The organism is Teichococcus vastitatis (assembly GCF_003604215.1).
Taxonomy (GTDB): Bacteria; Pseudomonadota; Alphaproteobacteria; order Acetobacterales; family Acetobacteraceae; genus Pseudoroseomonas; species Pseudoroseomonas vastitatis.
The window spans coordinates 293,051-309,905 of the sequence record NZ_QXGS01000003.1; the positions used below are offsets into that span (position 1 = coordinate 293,051).

General features: G+C 69.2%; 18 protein-coding genes and 2 tRNA genes. 11 read left to right on the top strand and 9 right to left on the bottom strand.

From position 1 onward, the window contains the following. Positions 1 to 45: 45 nt before the first annotated feature. From topA to ruvX, 6 genes are all read right to left on the bottom strand, one after another. Positions 46 to 2,739: a type I DNA topoisomerase gene (gene topA / locus D2K64_RS07435; RefSeq protein ID WP_120007581.1), complete on the bottom strand. Its 2,694-nt coding sequence runs from the start codon at positions 2,737 to 2,739 to the stop codon at positions 46 to 48. Between the two features lie 56 nt (positions 2,740 to 2,795). Then, the gene (dprA, locus tag D2K64_RS07440; RefSeq protein WP_120007582.1) at positions 2,796 to 3,896 is read right to left on the bottom strand and encodes a DNA-processing protein DprA; all 1,101 of its coding nucleotides are present in this window, start codon (positions 3,894 to 3,896) and stop codon (positions 2,796 to 2,798) included. After that, a complete protein-coding gene (gene plsY / locus D2K64_RS07445; protein WP_120007583.1) occupies positions 3,893 to 4,477 on the bottom strand; it encodes a glycerol-3-phosphate 1-O-acyltransferase PlsY in 585 nt (194 codons plus the stop codon). The genes dprA and plsY overlap by 4 nt, the downstream gene beginning before the upstream one ends. Then, positions 4,474 to 5,748 carry a dihydroorotase gene (locus tag D2K64_RS07450; protein WP_120007671.1) on the bottom strand — a complete coding sequence of 425 codons (1,275 nt, stop codon included), beginning with the start codon at positions 5,746 to 5,748 and terminating at the stop codon, positions 4,474 to 4,476. Before D2K64_RS07450 ends, plsY begins: the two co-directional genes overlap by 4 nt. Positions 5,749 to 5,765: 17 nt before the next feature. Continuing rightward, a complete protein-coding gene (locus D2K64_RS07455) occupies positions 5,766 to 6,710 on the bottom strand; it encodes an aspartate carbamoyltransferase catalytic subunit (protein ID WP_120007584.1) in 945 nt (314 codons plus the stop codon). Between the two features lie 70 nt (positions 6,711 to 6,780). After that, positions 6,781 to 7,245 carry a Holliday junction resolvase RuvX gene (ruvX, locus tag D2K64_RS07460; protein ID WP_120007585.1) on the bottom strand — a complete coding sequence of 155 codons (465 nt, stop codon included), beginning with the start codon at positions 7,243 to 7,245 and terminating at the stop codon, positions 6,781 to 6,783. Positions 7,246 to 7,311: 66 nt separating this feature from the next. On the opposite strand from ruvX, the gene gatC reads away from it, so the two are divergent. The 4 genes from gatC (at position 7,312) to D2K64_RS07480 (ending at position 10,746) form a co-directional block, all read left to right on the top strand. Beyond that, the gene (gene gatC / locus D2K64_RS07465) at positions 7,312 to 7,599 is read left to right on the top strand and encodes an Asp-tRNA(Asn)/Glu-tRNA(Gln) amidotransferase subunit GatC (RefSeq protein ID WP_120007586.1); all 288 of its coding nucleotides are present in this window, start codon (positions 7,312 to 7,314) and stop codon (positions 7,597 to 7,599) included. A 5-nt stretch (positions 7,600 to 7,604) separates the two neighbouring features. Further along, positions 7,605 to 9,089 carry an Asp-tRNA(Asn)/Glu-tRNA(Gln) amidotransferase subunit GatA gene (gatA, locus tag D2K64_RS07470; protein WP_120007587.1) on the top strand — a complete coding sequence of 495 codons (1,485 nt, stop codon included), beginning with the start codon at positions 7,605 to 7,607 and terminating at the stop codon, positions 9,087 to 9,089. Further along, entirely contained in the window at positions 9,086 to 10,537 is a 1,452-nt protein-coding gene (gatB, locus tag D2K64_RS07475) for an Asp-tRNA(Asn)/Glu-tRNA(Gln) amidotransferase subunit GatB (protein ID WP_120007588.1), read from the top strand. The genes gatA and gatB overlap by 4 nt, the downstream gene beginning before the upstream one ends. A 116-nt stretch (positions 10,538 to 10,653) precedes the next feature. Beyond that, positions 10,654 to 10,746: transfer RNA gene (locus tag D2K64_RS07480), tRNA-Ser, on the top strand. 10 nt (positions 10,747 to 10,756) lie between these two features. On the opposite strand, the gene truA is transcribed toward D2K64_RS07480, so the two are convergent. From truA to def, 3 genes are read right to left on the bottom strand one after another with little or no spacing between them, the layout of a single operon-like run. Next, positions 10,757 to 11,518 carry a tRNA pseudouridine(38-40) synthase TruA gene (gene truA, locus D2K64_RS07485; protein ID WP_120007589.1) on the bottom strand — a complete coding sequence of 254 codons (762 nt, stop codon included), beginning with the start codon at positions 11,516 to 11,518 and terminating at the stop codon, positions 10,757 to 10,759. Between the two features lie 3 nt (positions 11,519 to 11,521). After that, on the bottom strand, positions 11,522 to 12,433 hold the full coding sequence (fmt, locus tag D2K64_RS07490) for a methionyl-tRNA formyltransferase (RefSeq protein ID WP_120007672.1): 912 nt from the start codon (positions 12,431 to 12,433) through the stop codon (positions 11,522 to 11,524). A gap of 5 nt (positions 12,434 to 12,438) precedes the next feature. After that, positions 12,439 to 12,972 carry a peptide deformylase gene (gene def / locus D2K64_RS07495; RefSeq protein WP_120007590.1) on the bottom strand — a complete coding sequence of 178 codons (534 nt, stop codon included), beginning with the start codon at positions 12,970 to 12,972 and terminating at the stop codon, positions 12,439 to 12,441. A gap of 167 nt (positions 12,973 to 13,139) precedes the next feature. Between def and D2K64_RS07500 the strand changes: the two genes are divergently transcribed. From D2K64_RS07500 to D2K64_RS25915, 7 genes are all read left to right on the top strand, one after another. Next, positions 13,140 to 13,622, top strand: coding sequence for an Hsp20 family protein (locus D2K64_RS07500; RefSeq protein WP_120007591.1), 483 nt, complete (start codon positions 13,140 to 13,142; stop codon positions 13,620 to 13,622). Between the two features lie 63 nt (positions 13,623 to 13,685). Beyond that, positions 13,686 to 13,928, top strand: a complete 243-nt coding sequence (locus tag D2K64_RS07505; RefSeq protein WP_120007592.1) for a DUF1150 family protein — start codon at positions 13,686 to 13,688, stop codon at positions 13,926 to 13,928. 109 nt (positions 13,929 to 14,037) lie between these two features. Then, positions 14,038 to 14,112: transfer RNA gene (locus D2K64_RS07510), tRNA-Thr, on the top strand. 147 nt (positions 14,113 to 14,259) lie between these two features. Continuing rightward, positions 14,260 to 14,694 carry a Tat pathway signal protein gene (locus D2K64_RS07515; RefSeq protein WP_120007593.1) on the top strand — a complete coding sequence of 145 codons (435 nt, stop codon included), beginning with the start codon at positions 14,260 to 14,262 and terminating at the stop codon, positions 14,692 to 14,694. A gap of 10 nt (positions 14,695 to 14,704) precedes the next feature. Next, positions 14,705 to 15,451, top strand: a complete 747-nt coding sequence (locus D2K64_RS07520) for a MotA/TolQ/ExbB proton channel family protein (RefSeq protein ID WP_120007594.1) — start codon at positions 14,705 to 14,707, stop codon at positions 15,449 to 15,451. Positions 15,452 to 15,457: 6 nt separating this feature from the next. After that, entirely contained in the window at positions 15,458 to 15,907 is a 450-nt protein-coding gene (locus D2K64_RS07525) for an ExbD/TolR family protein (protein WP_120007595.1), read from the top strand. Continuing rightward, a complete protein-coding gene (locus D2K64_RS25915) occupies positions 15,907 to 16,815 on the top strand; it encodes a TonB family protein (RefSeq protein ID WP_157985755.1) in 909 nt (302 codons plus the stop codon). Before D2K64_RS07525 ends, D2K64_RS25915 begins: the two co-directional genes overlap by 1 nt. The last annotated feature ends 40 nt before the right edge of the window (positions 16,816 to 16,855 follow it).

Here is a 16,855-nt window from a genome sequence, read left to right on the forward strand (position 1 = left end):
CAACAAGGCTGCGCCGCGACACTGCAAGTGTCGCCGCACGATGAATCAAGCTCCCACCTTGGCCTTGGCAGAACGAGCCCGGCTTCCGGTGGCCTTGGGCTTGGCTTTCGCGGCCGGCTTTCGCGCCGGCGGCTTGGCCGCGGCCGTGGCGGCGCTGGCTGCGGGCTCTGTGGCCTTCGCCTTGCGGGCAGCCGGCTTCTTGGCACCCTTCTTCGCCCCGGCCGGGGCCAGCTTCTTGCCCTTCTCCGCCAGCAGCAGGACGGCCTGCTCCAGCGTCACGTCTTCCATCTGCGTGCCTCGGGGCAGGTTGGCCACCATGCCGGCATGCTGTGCATAGGGTCCGAAGCGCCCGCGCTTGATCTCGACTGGCTCGCTATCCTTGGGATGCGGGCCGAGGGAGCGGACCTTGGCCTTGGCATCGGCCAGCAGCGCCACGGCGCGGTTGATGCCGATGGACAACACATCATCGTCGCGATCCAGCGATTTGAAGATGCTGCCCATTTTCACATAAGGGCCGAACCGTCCGATGGCCGCCGTGATCTCGTCGCCCGTTTCGGGATGCAGCCCGACCACCCGCGGCAGGGCCAGCAGCGCGACGGCACGTTCGAGGGTCAGGGAATCCGGGTCCATGCCGCGGGCCAGGCTGGCCCGCTTCGGCTTGATGGCCTTTCCCTTGGCGTCCGTTCCACCTTCGCCGAGCTGGACGTAGAGACCGTAGGGTCCGCGACGCAGCGTGATGGGCGCGCCGCTGACCGGATCGGGACCCAGCTCCTTGATGCCCCCCGCCAGGGCAGCCTCGCCTTCGCCTTCGCCTGCCATGGACAAGGGCCGGGTATGGCGGCATTCCGGATAATTGGAGCAGCCGATGAACGCACCGTTGCGGCCGAGGCGCAGCCCGAGCCGGCCCGTGCCGCAGGCCGGGCAGGCGCGCGGGTCCCCACCCTCGGTGGCCTGGGGAAAGAAATGCGGACCAAGTTCCTCGTCCAGCGCGTCGATCACGGCGCTGATGGTCAGGTCCTTGGTGGCGGCGACCGCAGTGTTGAACTCGTTCCAGAAGGCATGCATCACCGCCCGCCAATCGGCACGCCCACCCGAAATATCGTCGAGCTGCTCTTCCAGCGATGCCGTGAAGCCGGTGTCGACGTAGCGCTCGAAGAAATTGACCAGAAAGGCGGTGACCAGCCGGCCCCGGTCCTCGGGCGTGAAGCGCCGCTTCTCCAGCTTCACGTAATCGCGGTCCTGCAGCGTCTGCAGGATTGAGGCATAGGTGGAGGGCCGGCCGATGCCGAGTTCCTCCATCTTCTTCACCAGGGACGCCTCCGAGTAACGGGGCGGCGGCTGGGTGAAGTGCTGGTCGGCCTGGGCCGCGCTCAGCCTGGCGGGATCCTGTTCGCGCATCGGCGGCAGGACGCGCGAATCCTCGTCGTCCGTGCCGGCGGCATCATCCACATCCTCCCGGTACAGCTTCAGGAAGCCGTCGAAGGCGATGATGCTGCCGGTGGCCCGCAGCCGCGTCTTGCCGGAAGGCTCCGACAATTCCACCGCCGTCTGGTCCAGCTCGGCCGACTGCATCTGGCTGGCCACGGCCCGCTTCCAGACCAGCTCGTAGAGGCGCCGCTGCTCCGGCGACAGGTAGCGCGCCACGTCCTCCGGCGTCCGGGTCACATCGGTCGGCCGCACCGCCTCGTGCGCCTCCTGGGCGTTCTTGGCCTTGGAGGAATATTCGCGCGGCGCCGCCGGCAGGTAGTCGGCGCCGAAGGCGCCTTTCACATGGTCACGGATGGCACCGATGGCCTCCCGCGCCATCTGCACGCCATCGGTCCGCATATAGGTGATGAGGCCCACGGTCTCGCCGCGGATGTCGACGCCCTCATACAGCTGCTGCGCCAGCCGCATGGTCTGCTGCGCGCCGAAACCGAGCTTGCGGGAGCTTTCCTGCTGCAGGGTCGAGGTGGTGAAGGGTGGCGGCGGGTTGCGTCGGACCCGCTTGCGCTCGATGGAGCTGATGCTGAACTCGCCGGCTTCCACCGCGGCCTTGGCCCGGAGCGCGCCGGCCTCGTTCGGCAAGTCGAACTGGTCCAGGCGCTTGCCGTCGAGATGCGTCAGCCGGGCCGTGAAGGGTGCCCGGTCGAGCGTCAGGAAGCGGCCTTCCACCGTCCAGTATTCACGCGGCCGGAAGGCCTCGACCTCGGCCTCGCGCTCGCAGATCAACCGCAGGGCCACCGACTGGACACGGCCGGCGGAACGGCTGCCAGGCAGCTTGCGCCACAGCACCGGGGACAGGGTGAACCCCACCAGGTAGTCCAGCGCCCGGCGGGCCAGATAGGCCTCGATCAGCGGCGTGTCGAGATCGCGCGGATGCGCCAGCGCATGCTGCACCGCCCGCTTGGTGATCTCGTTAAAGGTGATGCGGTGGACCTGGACGCCCTTCAGCGCCCCCTTCTGCCGCAGCATCTCCTGGACGTGCCAGGAGATCGCCTCGCCTTCGCGGTCCGGGTCGGTGGCCAGGTACAGGTTGCGCGCGCCCTTCACCGCCTTGGCGATGGCGGCCACCTGCTTCTCGCCCCGATCCTCGGAGGACCAGTCCATGGCGAAATCCTCGTCCGGACGGACGCTGCCATCCTTGGCCGGCAGGTCCCGGACATGGCCGAAGCTGGCAAGAACGGTGAAGTCCTCGCCGAGGTACTTGTTGATGGTCTTCGCCTTGGCCGGCGATTCGACGACGACGACGTCGGTCATGGCGGGTATCGAGCGCTCTCTCCTGACCGCCGGCAGCAGGGGCGCTGGGCGGGAACTTATCGCAAGCCGCTGCGGATCACGCGGTTGCCGGGCAGCGTCTCTATCCGCCCCTCGAGTTCCAGGTCCAGCAGAATAACCTGCACCGCAGCGGCAGAGAGGTGGCAGTGTCGCATCACCTCGTCAACCGTGACGGGCGATGCGCCGATCAGATCGAGGATGTGGGCGGCGTCTCCGTCCGTCACTCCAGGTGCGGTTGCGGGCTCCACGGAACGCACCGGCTGTCGGGCGAAGGGCCTGGCTTCGCCGGGTGCGGCCGGCAGGTGGTCCAGCACGTCCGCGACGCGTTCGGTCAGGTGGGCACCCTGGCGGATCAGATCATTGGAGCCGGAGCAGCGCGGATCGAGGGGACTGCCCGGCACGGCGTAGACCTCCCGCCCAGCCTCCAGGGCCAGCCGGGCGGTCATCAGCGTGCCCGATTGGTGCGCGGCCTCGATCACCACCACGCCGAGGCTGAGCCCGGCAATGATGCGGTTGCGGCGGGGGAAGTGGCGGGCGATGGGCGCGGTGCCGAGCGGCGCCTCCGCCACCACCGCGCCTGCCTCGGCGATCACCGATTGCAGCTCCGCGTGCTCGGGCGGATAAGCGCGATCCAGCCCGCCCGGGATCACCGCGATGGTCGGCCCGGCCCGCAGCGCACCGAGATGCGCCGCACCGTCGATGCCCCGGGCCAGCCCGGAGGTCACCACCACGTTGTTCTGCGCGAGGTCAGCCGCCAGATCCCCGGCCAGACGGCGCCCAAGGCTGGACGCGTTGCGCGCCCCCACCACGGCTACCTGCATCCGCTGCAGCAGGGACGCATCTCCCACCACTGCGACGGCAGCCGGCGGATCGTCCAGCAGGGCCAGCAGCGGAGGATAATCCTCCTCGCCCCAGAACAGGAAGCAGCCGCCCATCTCGGCGACCTGGTCCAGCTCATGGCGGATGGCGGCGGACGGGGGCGGCGTGAAGGGCGTGCTGCGGCGGGCCGACAGGGCGGGCAGGGAGTCGAGCGCCGCTTCGGCGCTGCCGTAGCGCTCCAGCAGGCGCCGCAGCGTGACGGGACCGATGCCATCGGTCCGCACAAGGCGCAGCCGGGCCAGAGCCTCGGCCGGCGTCATGTCTTCCGGCCGATCCGGGGTTCCGTGCCGGCCAGGAGGCGGCGGATATTGGCATGGTGCCGCAGGGCGATCAGCAGCGCCAGCGCCAGGGCAAACACCGCCAGCTGGCTGTCGCCGGCCAGCCAGGCGATCAGCGGAGCGGCGCCGCAGGCGGTCAGGGCCGAGGCGGAGGAGATCCGCGTCACCTTGGCCATCACCAGCCAGATCAGCGCGCAGGTCAGCCCCAGCCACCAGGACGCCGCCAGCAGCACGCCGGCACCCGTGGCCACCCCCTTGCCGCCGCGGAAGCCGAGCCAGATCGGAAACACATGGCCCAGCATGGCGGCCACCCCGGCCACCAGACCCGCCTCGCGCCCCCAGATCACGCCGAACAGCAGAACCGGCACAACGCCTTTCAGCGCATCCAGCAGCAAGGTCGCGGCCGCCACCTTCTTGTTGCCGGTGCGCAACACGTTGGTGGCGCCGATGTTGCCGCTGCCGATCGTGCGGATATCACCAAGGCCGGCCATCCGGCTCAGCAGCAGGCCATAAGGAACGGAACCCGACAGGTATCCGAGGAGGGCGGCGAGCAGCAGGCTCATCCGAACACGCGCCGCCCGGCTTTCCAGGTGCCGATCACCCGCCCTTCCAGGGCCCGGCCGTCGAAAGGAGAGTTCTGCGCCTTGCCCGGCAGGCGCCCGGCTTCGACCTTCCAGGCCCGCTCCGGGTCCAGGAGCAGCAGATCCGCCGCCTTTCCGCGGCCCAGCGTCCCGGCCTCCAGCCCCAGTAGGGCGGCCGGGCGGGAGGCCAGCAGGGCAAGCGCCTGCAGCATGGTCAGGTCGCCGCCATGCACCCGCGCCAGGGTGATCCCCAGCAGGGTCGCGAGGCCAGTGCCACCGGCCGAGGCCAGGGCGAAGGGCAGGCGCTTGTCATCCGGATCGGCGGGCTGGTGGTCGGACGCGATGGCGTCGATGGTGCCGTCCGCCAGCGCGGCCACCACGGCTTGGCGGTCCTCCTCCCGCCGCAAGGGCGGCGACAGCTTGGCATAGGTGCGGAAATCACCGATCGCCGTCTCGTTGAGATCGAAATAGGGTGGCGCGGTGTCGCAGCTGACCGCCAGCCCTTCCTGCTTGGCTGCGCGGATCAGCGCCAGCGCCGCGCCGGTCGAGACATGGGCGAAATGCACGTGGCCACCGGTGATGCGGACCAGGGCGATGTCGCGCGCCACCATGATGGCTTCTGCGGCGGGGGTGATCCCAGGCAGGCCGAGCCGGGTCGCCAGCTCGCCCTCGGTGGCAGCGCCGCCGGCAGCCAGGGCCGGCTCTTCCGGATGCTGGACGATGAAGCTGCCGAAAGCCCGCGCGTAGGACAAGGCCAGCCGCATGGTGCGGGCGCTGGCGATGGCGTGGGTGCCGTCGCTGAAAGCCACCGCACCGGCTTCCCGCAGCAGGCCGAATTCGGCGATCTCCTTGCCCTGGCAGCCCTTGGTGGCCGCGCCATAGGGCAGGATGGTGAGGCTGCCGGTGGCTTCTCCGCGGCGCAGCACGAATTGAACCAGGGCCGGATCGTCCAGCACGGGCTGCGTGTCCGGCAGGGCGCACAGCGTGGTGATGCCGCCGGCGGCCGCGGCAGCGGCGGCCGATTCGATCGTTTCACGGTATTCCGCGCCGGGCTCCCCGAGCGCCGCCCGCATGTCCACCAAGCCGGGCGCCAGCACCGCGCCGGCGCAATCCACCACCTCCGCGCCCTCTGGAACGCCGAGGCCGGTGCCGTGCTCGGCGATGGTGCCATTCCGAACCAGAAGGCTTGCAGGCGCATCCATCCCGGAGGCCGGGTCGATCAGGCGCGCATTGATGAACAGCGTGTCGGGCATGGCAGTCATCGGGGGGCTCACAGCCGGGCGCTCCGGCGCAGGTTCCGGGCCAGCGTGTCGAGCACGGCCATCCGGACGGCGACGCCCATCTCCACCTGCTCGCCGATCACGCTGCGCTCCGTGTCGTCGGCAACCGCGCTGTCGATCTCCACGCCGCGGTTCATCGGGCCCGGATGCATCACGATGGCATCCGGCTTGGCGACCGCCAGCTTGGCGGCATCCAGGCCGTAGAAGCGGAAGAACTCACGCGCGGAGGGCACAAGGCCACCCGCCATGCGTTCCTTTTGCAGGCGCAGCATCATCACCACGTCGGCATCGCGCAGACCGGCCCTCATGTCGTGGAACACTTCGACGCCCATGCGGCCGGCCTCGGCCGGGATCAGGGTCGGCGGGCCGACCACCCGTACGCGGCAGTTCATGGCCGAGAGCAGATGGATGTTGGAACGTGCCACGCGGCTGTGCAGCACGTCGCCGCAGATGGCCACGGTCAGGTTCTCCAGCTGCCCCTTACGGCGGCGGATCGTCAGTGCGTCGAGCAGCGCCTGGGTCGGATGCTCATGCGTGCCGTCGCCGGCATTGATCACGGCGGCATCCACCTTCTGGCTCAGCAGGGCCGGCGCGCCGGATTGCGCATGCCGCACCACCAGCAGGTCGCAATGCATGGCATTGAGGGTGGAGGCGGTGTCGAGCAGCGTTTCGCCCTTGTTCACGCTGCTGGTGGAGACCGACATGTTGATCACGTCGGCGCCCAGCCGCTTTCCCGCGAGCTCGAAGGAGGTGCGGGTCCGGGTGCTGTCCTCGAAGAACAGGTTGATCAGCGTGCGGCCCTTGAGCAGGTCACGCTGCGTCTTGCCGCTGCGATTCAGCAGGGCATAGGACTCAGCGAGGTCCAGGAGGTCGGCGATGTAAGGCGGCTCCAAACCTTGCAGGGCGAGGAGGTGCCGGTGAGGGAAGGGCAGCATCGAGCACCAGTCCGGCTAGAAGGTGGGGGACCATAACGGCGTGCGTCCGGTGCCGGAAGAGGGCGATAGCTCAGCCCGCGGTGGCATCCAGCGCCGCCTGCAGCATGTAGGCCGCGGCCGCGGCATCCACGACCTTGGCGCGGCGGGCGCGGGTCATGTCGGCCTCCTCGACCAGCATGCGGTTCACCGCCGAGGAGGACAGCCGTTCATCCCACAGCGCCGCCGGCAGTTCCGTGGCTTCGGACATGGCGATGGCCCAGTCCTTGGCCGCCTGTGCCGCCGGCCCGAAGGAGCCGTCCAGCCCGAGCGGAAGGCCGACCACGAGGCCGCCGGCGCCTTCCTTGCGGGCGATGGCGGCGACCGTTGCGGCATTGGCCGCGAGCTTGCCGCGCGGCAGGCCCTGATAGGGACTTGCCAGCATCAGCATCACGTCCGTCAGCGCGATGCCGATGGTTTTCCTGCCGGGGTCGAGCCCGATCAGCCTTTGACCTCGGGGCAGGGCGGCGCGAAGCTCGGTCAGGTTGATGACGGGCATGGCGGTGTTTATGGTCCGGCCCCGTTTGCGCGCAAACCCGACCTTGTCACTTCCGGAAGAAAAAGAATGTCGCTCGACACCGCCACAGTCCGGCGCGTCGCCTCACTGGCCCGCCTCAGGGTCGAGGAGAGGGACCTGCCACGCCTCGAATCCGAACTGAACGGGATCCTGGGCTGGATCGAGCAGTTGCAGGCCGTTGATACGACGGGCGTCGAGCCGGTGGCCGGTGGCGGCGCCGAGGCGCTGCGCCTGCGCGAGGACCGCGTCACCGATGGCGGCATCCAGGACGACGTGCTGGCCAACGCCCCCGACCGCGCCGGTGCCTTCTTCGCCGTGCCCAAGGTGGTGGAGTGATCGGCATGACCGCAGCCACCGACCTGACCCTGGCTGGCGCCCGCGCCGCCCTCGCGCGGCGCGAGCTCAGCGCCGTTGAGCTGACGCGCGCCCACCTGGACGCGATCGCCGCGCTCAACCCGCGGCTCAACGCCTTCATCACCGTGACGCCGGACCAAGCGCTGGCGCAGGCCGGAGCCGCCGACGCGGCGCTGGCGCGCGGTGATGCCGGGCCGCTGACCGGCCTGCCGCTGGCGGTGAAGGACCTGTTCTGCACGGCCGGCACGCGCACCACGGCGGCCAGCAGGATCCTGGGCGATTTCGTGCCGCCGTATGAGAGCACGGTGACGTCCCAGCTGCTGCGCGACGGCGCCGTGTTCCTGGGCAAGGCGAATCTGGACGAGTTCGCCATGGGGTCCTCCAACACCTCTTCCGCCTTCGGGCCGGTGGAGAATCCCTGGAAGCGGCAGGGCGAAGAGAACACCGTGCTGGTGCCAGGCGGCTCCTCCGGCGGCTCGGCGGCGGCGGTGGCGGCGCGGCTGGCGCTGGGTGCCACGGCGACGGATACGGGCGGCTCAATCCGCCAGCCGGCGGCCTTCTGCGGCGTGGCCGGCATCAAGCCGACCTATGGCCGCTGCTCGCGCTTCGGCATCATCGCCTACGCTTCCTCGCTGGACCAGGCGGGACCGGTGGCGCGCACGGTCGAGGACTGCGCCATTCTGCTGAACTCCATGGCCGGCTTTGATCCCCGCGATTCCACTAGCGCCGACCTCGCGGTGCCGGATTTCGCCGCCGCCTGCGAACGTGGCGTCAAAGGCTTGCGCATCGGCATTCCACGCGAATACCGGCTGGACGCCCTGCCGGCCGAGATCGCCGCGCTGTGGGAGCAGGGCATGGCCTGGCTGCAGGCGGAAGGCGCCACGCTGGCGGAGATCAGCCTGCCGCATACGCGCTACGCGCTGCCGACCTACTACATCGTGGCGCCGGCCGAGGCTTCCTCCAACCTGGCGCGCTACGATGGCGTTCGCTTCGGCCTGCGGAAGGATGGCGAGGACCTGAAGGACCTGTATGAGCGCACCCGCGCCGCCGGATTCGGCGAGGAGGTGAAGCGCCGCATCCTGATCGGCACCTATGTGCTCAGCGCCGGCTATTACGACGCCTACTACGTCAAGGCGCAGCAGGTGCGGGCGCTGATCCGCCAGGATTTCGACCGCGCCTGGGATCAGGTGGACGCCATCCTCGCACCCACCACACCGACCGCCGCCTTCGGCCGTGACGAGAAGCAGGACGATCCTGTGGCCATGTACCTGAACGACGTCTTCACCATCACCGCCAATCTGGCGGGCCTGCCGGGCATGTCCGTTCCGGCCGGCCAGGATGCCAAGGGCCTGCCACTCGGGCTGCAGATTCTCGGCCGCCGCTTCGATGAGGAAACGGTGTTCGCCGTCGGCCGCGCCATCGAGCGCAATGCCGGCTTTTCCGCCCTTCCGGCGCTGAGGGCCGCGGCATGAGCTACACGATCGAGGGCGCGAGCGGCGCCTGGGAAGTGGTGATCGGGCTGGAGGTGCATGCCCAGGTCATGTCGGAAGCCAAGCTGTTCAGCGGCGCCGCGACCGAGTTCGGCGCCGAGCCGAACTCGCAGGTGTCCTTCGTCGATGCCGGCTTCCCCGGCATGCTGCCGGTGATCAACGGCGAGTGCGTGGCGCAGGCCGTGCGCACCGGCCTCGGGCTGAAGGCGCAGGTCAATCTGTGGTCGCGCTTCGACCGCAAGAACTACTTCTACGCCGACCTGCCGCAGGGCTACCAGATCAGCCAGTACCAGTTTCCGGTGATCGGCCGGGGCGAGATCCAGGTCGAGCTGTCGGATGGCAGCACCAAAATGATCGGCATCACCCGCCTGCACCTGGAGCAGGACGCCGGCAAGTCGCTGCACGACCAGCATCCGAGCAAGTCCTACATCGATCTGAACCGCTCGGGCGTGGCGCTGATGGAGATCGTGTCGGAGCCCGACATGCGCTCGCCGGAGGAGGCGGGCGCCTACCTGACCAAGCTGCGGCAGATCCTGCGCTATCTCGGCACTTGCGACGGCAACATGGAGCAGGGCTCGCTGCGGGCGGACGTCAACGTGTCCGTTCGCAAGCCTGGTGAAGCGTTCCGCACCCGCTGCGAGGTCAAGAACGTCAACTCCATCCGCTTCGTCATGCAGGCGGTGGAGGCTGAGGCGCGCCGCCAGATCGCCGTCTGGGAGGAAGGCGGTGAGGTGGTGCAGGAAACCCGGCTGTTCGACACCGGCCGCGGCGTCACCCGCTCCATGCGCTCCAAGGAGGACGCGCATGACTACCGGTACTTCCCTGATCCCGATCTGCCGCCGCTGGTGCTGCAGCAGGACTGGGTCGATCAACTCAAGGCCGCGCTGCCGGAACTGCCGGACGAGCGCCGCGCCCGCTACGTCGGCGAATACGGGCTGACGCCGTACGACGCCCACGTGCTGACGCTGGAAAAGGAAACCGCGGCCTTCTACGAGGCGGTGGCGTCCGGCCGCGATCCGAAGATGGCGGCCAACTGGGTCACCGGCGACTTCTTCGCCGGGCTCAACCGGCATGGCGAAGGCATCGGCGAATCGCCGGTCAGCGCGGCGGATCTGGGCGCATTGCTGGACCTGATCGCCGACAACACCTTGTCCGGCAAGCTGGCCAAGGAGGTGCTGGAGGCGATGTTCGAAACCGGCAAGCCGCCCGCCGCCATCGTCGAGGAACGTGGCCTGAAGCAGGTCACCGACACCGGCGCCATCGAGGCGGTGATCGACCAGGTGATGGACGCCAATGCCGGCAAAGTCGCGGAATACCGCGCCGGCAAGGACAAGTTGTTCGGCTTCTTTGTCGGCCAGACCATGAAGGCGATGCAGGGCAAGGGAAACCCGGCCCTGGTCAACGAGTTGCTGAAAAAGAAGCTGGGATAGAAAAGCCCGCAGGGCGGGGGGTGTTTTTTGCGCTCCCCGTCCCATGGCCATTTGACGACGGCCTGGCCGCCCGCTAGAAGCCGCTCAAGCATACGCCGTGCAACTTCAAACCCTGCGGAGGGGTGGCCGAGTGGCCGAAGGCGGCGGTTTGCTAAACCGTTAAAGGGAGATAATCCCTTTCGTGGGTTCGAATCCCATCCCCTCCGCCACCTTTCGTTGTCAGCGCCAGTCCAGCCCCTCAGGGTAGCGGGCGAACAGAAATGTCAGCCCCTCGGCCGGCGCATTCTGCCCGGCCAGAGTGCGGTCACGGCCATCCAGCAGCTGGCGCGGCCATTCCACCGGGCGGCGCCCCAGGCCGACCTGCACCAGCGTTCCCACCATGTTGCGAACCTGGTGGTGCAGGAAGGAACGCGCCTCGGTCCGCACCAGGATCTCGTCGTCCTGCCGCTCCACATCCAGCCGGTCCAGGGTGCGCAGCGCGTCCTTTGCCTGGCAGGCCGCGGCCCGGAAGGCGGAGAAATCGTGCCGTCCCAGCAGATGCTGGGCGGCGCGGTGCATCACTTCGGCATCCAGCGGACCCTGCACGTGCCACACCCGCCCAGCCTGCAGCGCCGGCCGGGCGCGGCGGTTCAGGATGCGATAGCGATAGCCCCGGCCGGTGCAGGAGAAGCGCGCCGACCACCCCGCCGGCGCATGGGCCGCCTTGACCACGCTGACGGGGTGAGGCCGACCGTGGAAATTCAGCGCATCGCGTAGCCGCTCCGGTGACAGGCCGAGCGCGATGTCGATCTGCACCACCTGACCTTCGGCATGCACGCCAGCATCGGTGCGGCCGGATGCCATGGTGGGCGCCGGAACGCCACCATTCAGCGACGCGCCGGCGTCTTCCAGCACCTGCTGCACCGACAGGCCGCTGGCTTGGCGTTGCCAGCCCACGAACGGCGCGCCGTCATATTCCACCAGAAGGGCGTAGCGCGGCACCGGTCAGGCCAGAAGGGTGCCGGGCGGCAGGCTGTAGCCGCGCAGAAAGGCTTCCGCATCCTGCGCGGCGCGACCGGCCCGTTGCAGGCGCCGCAGGCGTAGCCTGCCATGGCCGCAGGCGATGCGCGGCGCGTCATCCAGCACCTGGCCCGGCGGCGCTATCGTCGGGCAGTCCTCCGCCACGGCGTCCAGGACGCGGACCGGCTGCCCGTCATGCCGGAAGAACGTGCCCGGCCGCGGGTTCAGGGCCCGTACCCGCCGCGCCAGCCCCGCGGCGTCCTCGGTCCAGTTCAGCTGCCCGTCGGCCTTGCTGAGCTTGGGCGCATAGGTGGCACCTTCCTCGGGTTGCGGCACCGGCGGCGGCGGTTCTGCCAGGGTGCGCAGGATCAGCTCGCTGCCCAGGGCCGCCAGGGCGTCATGCACCACCTGGGTGTTGTCCGTGTCCCGGATCGGCACCCGCCCGGACAGCAGCATCGCTCCGGTATCCAGCCCCTCATCCATCTGCATGATGGTGATCCCGGTTTCCCGATCTCCCGCCAGGATCGCCGCCTGGATCGGGGCCGCGCCACGCCAGCGCGGCAGCAGCGAGGCGTGGATGTTCAGGCAGCCGCGACGCGGCGCCTCCAGCATCGCCGCTGGCAGGATCAGGCCGTAGGCGGCGACCACGGCGGCATCCAGCGCCAGGGCGGCGAAGGCTTCATGCTCGGCGGCATCGCGCCGCAGCCGGACGGGATGCCGCGTGGGCAGGCCCAGCGCCAGAGCCTTGCGATGGACGGGGCAGGGGGTTTCGCGCTGCCCACGGCCGGCGGGGCGAGGTGGCTGGGTGTACACGGCGGCGATCTCGTGCCCGGCGGCGTGCAAAGCCTCCAGTGCCGGCACCGCGAAGTCCGGGCTGCCCATGAAAGCGAGGCGCAGCGGCGTCATTCCTTGTCGCGCGCCTGTTGCTTGAGTTCCTTGGCCAGCTTGCGCAGCAGCATGTTGCGCTTCAGCGCCGACAGATGATCCACGAACAGCACGCCGTTGAGGTGGTCGATCTCGTGCTGGATGCAGGTGGCGAGCAGGCCGTCCGCCGACATTTCCTGGCGCCGGCCCTCGAGGTCAAGCCAGCGGACCTTGACCTCGGCCGGCCGCTCCACATCCGCGTACTGGTTGGGCAGCGACAGGCATCCCTCCTCGCGCACCGCGTGCTCGGCGCTGGCGGCCACGATCTCGGGATTTACCATGACCAGCGGCGAGGGCACCTCGTCGGGCTGCAGGTCGATCACCACCAGACGCAGCAGCGATCCGATCTGCGGGGCAGCGAGGCCGATGCCGGGAGCCTTGTACATCGTGGCGAGCATGCGCGGCGCCAGGGCGCGTACCGCGTCCATGTCGGCGGGGCCCACGGGCCGCGCCTTGGCACGCAGCTGGGGGGCGGGAACGAAAAGGATCGGCAACAGGTCGGAATCTGGCATGGGATGCCTGCTCTAGCCGCCGCCCTCGTTCGCTTCAACCGGCATGCGCCACGCAGCTGAGCCAAGGCAGCCCCTTGCATCGCGCGCCGGAAATATCACATCTGGAAGCGTCGGAGGTGCCTCGGGCCTCCGGCACCGACTCGCTCAACCTTGAGGGGTTACCGGCCATGTCCCGCTCGTCGCTTTTCGGCTCTCCGCTGTTTCTGGGCTTCGACCACCTCGAGCAAATGCTCGACCGGGTTGCCAAGAATTCGGACGGCTATCCTCCCTACAACATCGAGCAAACCGGCGAGAGCCGCCTGCGGATCACCCTTGCCGTGGCGGGCTTCAGCATGGACGACCTGCAGATCACGCAGGAAGACAACCAGCTCGTTGTTCGCGGAAAGCAACGCGAGGAGGTCGAAGGGCGTATATTCCTTCACAGGGGTATCGCCGCCAGGCAGTTCCAGCGTGCCTTTGTTCTGGCGGAGGGTATCGAGGTGGAGGGGGCGTGGCTCGATAACGGCCTGCTGCACATCGACCTGAAGCGCCCGCAGCCCGAGGTTCGGGTCAAGGCCATCCAGATCGGCACGCGCGGCAACCAGCCCAGCCGGTCGTTGATGAGCAATGGCTTGCTCGGGGACCGCAAAGGGTCCGAGCGCGAATCCTGAATTTGGCCCGCGTTTGTCCGGGATACGTCCGCCTGAAACAGGGGACAGAAAGGAGATCAGTTCATGATCAAGGAGAATGCAACCCGCCCGTTCGCCGCTTCTGACGCGTTGCGCCAGTTGACCGCCGCGGACTGGGCCCGGTTTGGAGCCGACCAGATCGCCTATATCCGCCCGATCATCGTGGATGGGCAGGCCGTGGTGGCCATCCATGCCGCGGATGGAACGCAGATCGGCGCGGCGCCGGATACCGGCTTGGCGACGGCGGCGATCCTGCAGCATGAAATGCTGCCGGTGCTGGTCCACTGACGATCGGCCTCGCGGGCGAAAGGAGCCGGCGCGGTGCGTTTTCTTGGCTCTTCGCTCCCGAGAGGCGTTGCCCTGGGCATCCGGGGCCGTTAGATAGCGCGGCGCAGGCGCCGACGTAGCTCAGCGGTAGAGCAACTGATTCGTAATCAGTAGGTCCCCGGTTCAATCCCGGGCGTCGGCACCAGTTCTTCCCCTCACATCGCGCGCATCGCTTGCCGGCCTGCCGATGCTTCGCTCGATGTGACTTCCTGTCGCGGTATTTTGCGAATCATTCGCATTGCAAGCGCGTCGCAATGGCGCCATATGCTCCGCAACTGCGAAGGAAGCCACCATGCTGGTTCGCCAGATCCTCCTCGCCACGGCCACAGCTACGGGGCTGCTATTGCTGGCACCGTTCGCGCGGGCGCAGACGGCAACCCCGATCGGGCTGGAACTGAACCGCCTGGAAGCGCGGCAGGAAGGCTGCCGCGTGTGGCTGGTGCTGCGCAATCCTGGCGAGGAGGCGGTGGACCCACTGCGGCTCGACCTCCTGGTGTTCGGCAAGGACGGCGTGGTGTCGCGCCGCCTCGCGCTCGATGTCGGACCTTTGCCGGCCGAAAAGACCATGGCGCGCATCTTCGACCTGAACGGACAGAATTGCGACGGCATCGGCACGGTCCTGCTCAACGACCTGCTGGCCTGCGGCGCCAGCGCCGAGGCGCGGGCGGGTTGCCTGTCCCGCATCACCCTCGGCTCCCGGGTCGAAGGTGTGCCGTTCGAGAAGTGAGGACATCGCGATGAACCCGACCGAAACTGCCGCCGGCGCTGCCGCGATGCCCTCCGTCACCAATGCGCTGGTGCCGCCGCACGCTGATCTCTCGATGCTGGGCCTGTTCCTGCAGGCCGACTGGGTGGTCAAGGCAGTGATGATCGCCCTGGCCCTGGCGTCGCTGGTGTGCTGGGCCATCATTATCGAGAAATCCCTGCTGCTGTCGCGGCTTGGGCGCGAAATCCGCGTGCTGGTCGCCGCCTCCCTTCCGGGCGCGGCACCGTCGACCGTTCCGCAGGGGGATGGCCTGTCCGCGCATGTTCTCCAGGCCGGGACCCGCGAATGGCACGATGGCCGCGAAGGCGGCGAAAGCCGGTTCGAGTACCGGCACCGCATGGAGCATGCCATGCGCCATGTCCTGGCGGGCGAGCTGCGCCGGGTTGAGCCGGGTCTGCCGTTCCTGGCGACCACCGGAGCCGTGGCGCCGTTCATCGGCCTGTTCGGCACGGTCTGGGGCATCATGAACAGCTTCGCTGGCATCGCGCAAAGCAATGACACGTCGCTGGCCGTGGTCGCCCCCGGCATCGCCGAAGCCTTGTTCGCGACCGCCATCGGCCTGGTGGCCGCCATTCCGGCGGTGATGGCTTACAACCGGCTCCTGGTGCGCTTGAACCGGCTGCGCCAGGAAGGGCAGGCGGCCGCCGGCGATCTGGCGGCCAACCTGTCGCGCCGCCCGCCGCAGTTGGGCCATCACCGCGCCAGCGCGGCGGAGTAGGCGGCCATGGCTTTCTCCGGCATGGGTGTGGGGGGTGGCGAGGACGACAGCCCGCTCCCCATGGCCGACATGAACGTCACGCCGCTGGTGGACGTCATGCTGGTGTTGTTGATCGTCTTCATGGTGGCCGCACCGATGATGGTGGTGGGCGTTCCCGTGGAGCTGCCGAAAACCGCCGCTCCGCGTGCGGCTGCGCAGCGGCCACCGACCGTGCTGACCGTGGCGGCCGATGGCCGCGTGTTTCTGCGGCAGGACGAGATCGCGCGGGGCGAACTGGCCGGACGCCTGCGAGACCTGCACCAGGAGGACCCTGAGGCGCCGGTCTATGTGCGCGGCGACCGTTCCGCTCCCTATGGAGACGTGCTGCGCGTGATGGGGCTGGTGACCCAGGCCGGCATCAGCCGGGTCTCGCTGATCGCGGAAGCCGAACCGGGCCCGGCGGTGCAGGCCCGCTGATGTCTGCCGCTGCTTCGATGGGGCAGAGCCTGCCGCGGATGCGGACTCTGGGCTGGGGCGTCTCCGTGCTGCTGCATGGCGGCGCGGCCGCCTTTCTGCTGGTCGGCCTGCCGGCCGAGCCGCCGCCATCGGCCGTGGTGGTGCCGCTGGAGATGACGAGCATGCCGACGGCGCCGACAGACGGCGAGTCGACGGCGAGCGATGCGGCCGAACCGGTTCAGGCCGTGGCGCCCGAGACCGTGCCAGCGGAACCGCCGCCCGTGGCGGCCGAAGCCCCGCCCGAACTGGCTCCCGAAGCCCCGCCTGATATTGCCCCTGTGCAGCCGCCCGATCCGGTTCTCGCCGAAGTGCCTCCTGAGCCGGCGCCGGCGCCGCCCGAACTGGCCCAGGCGGTAGAGCCGGAAACGGCTCCCCTTCTGGAGACCGAGGTGCCGCCGCCGCCGCCGCCGGCCCCCCCGCCGCCGCCACGGCCGGTGCAGCCACCGCCACGGACGGTTCCGCCGCGCCCGGTGGCGCGTCCTGCTCCGGCTGAAGCCACGCCGCGTCCCGATCCGGCGCCGCGGCCGGCCGCTTCGGCGGCCCAGGCGGCCGCGCCGGCCCAGCCCGGGCGGCTGGCCGCGCCGCCGCCGAGCTACATCAGCCGGCTCAATGCGGCCCTGGTGCGGGCCAAGCGCTATCCCAACGGCGCCCGCATCCGACGGCAGGAAGGAACCGCCATCCTCAGCTTCCGGATGGATCGCCAGGGTGAGGTCCTGGGCTGGCGCATCGTCCGCAGCACCGGCTTCGACGATCTGGACAGCGCGGTGGGCGAGATGATCGAGCGGGCATCGCCGCTGCCTCCACCGCCGGAGGAAGTGCCGGGCAATCCCGTGGAATTGCAGGTGCCCGTCAACTTCAGCCTCCGCTGAGGAACAAGAAAGGCCGGGAAGCCGGCCTCCCTTGTTCAAA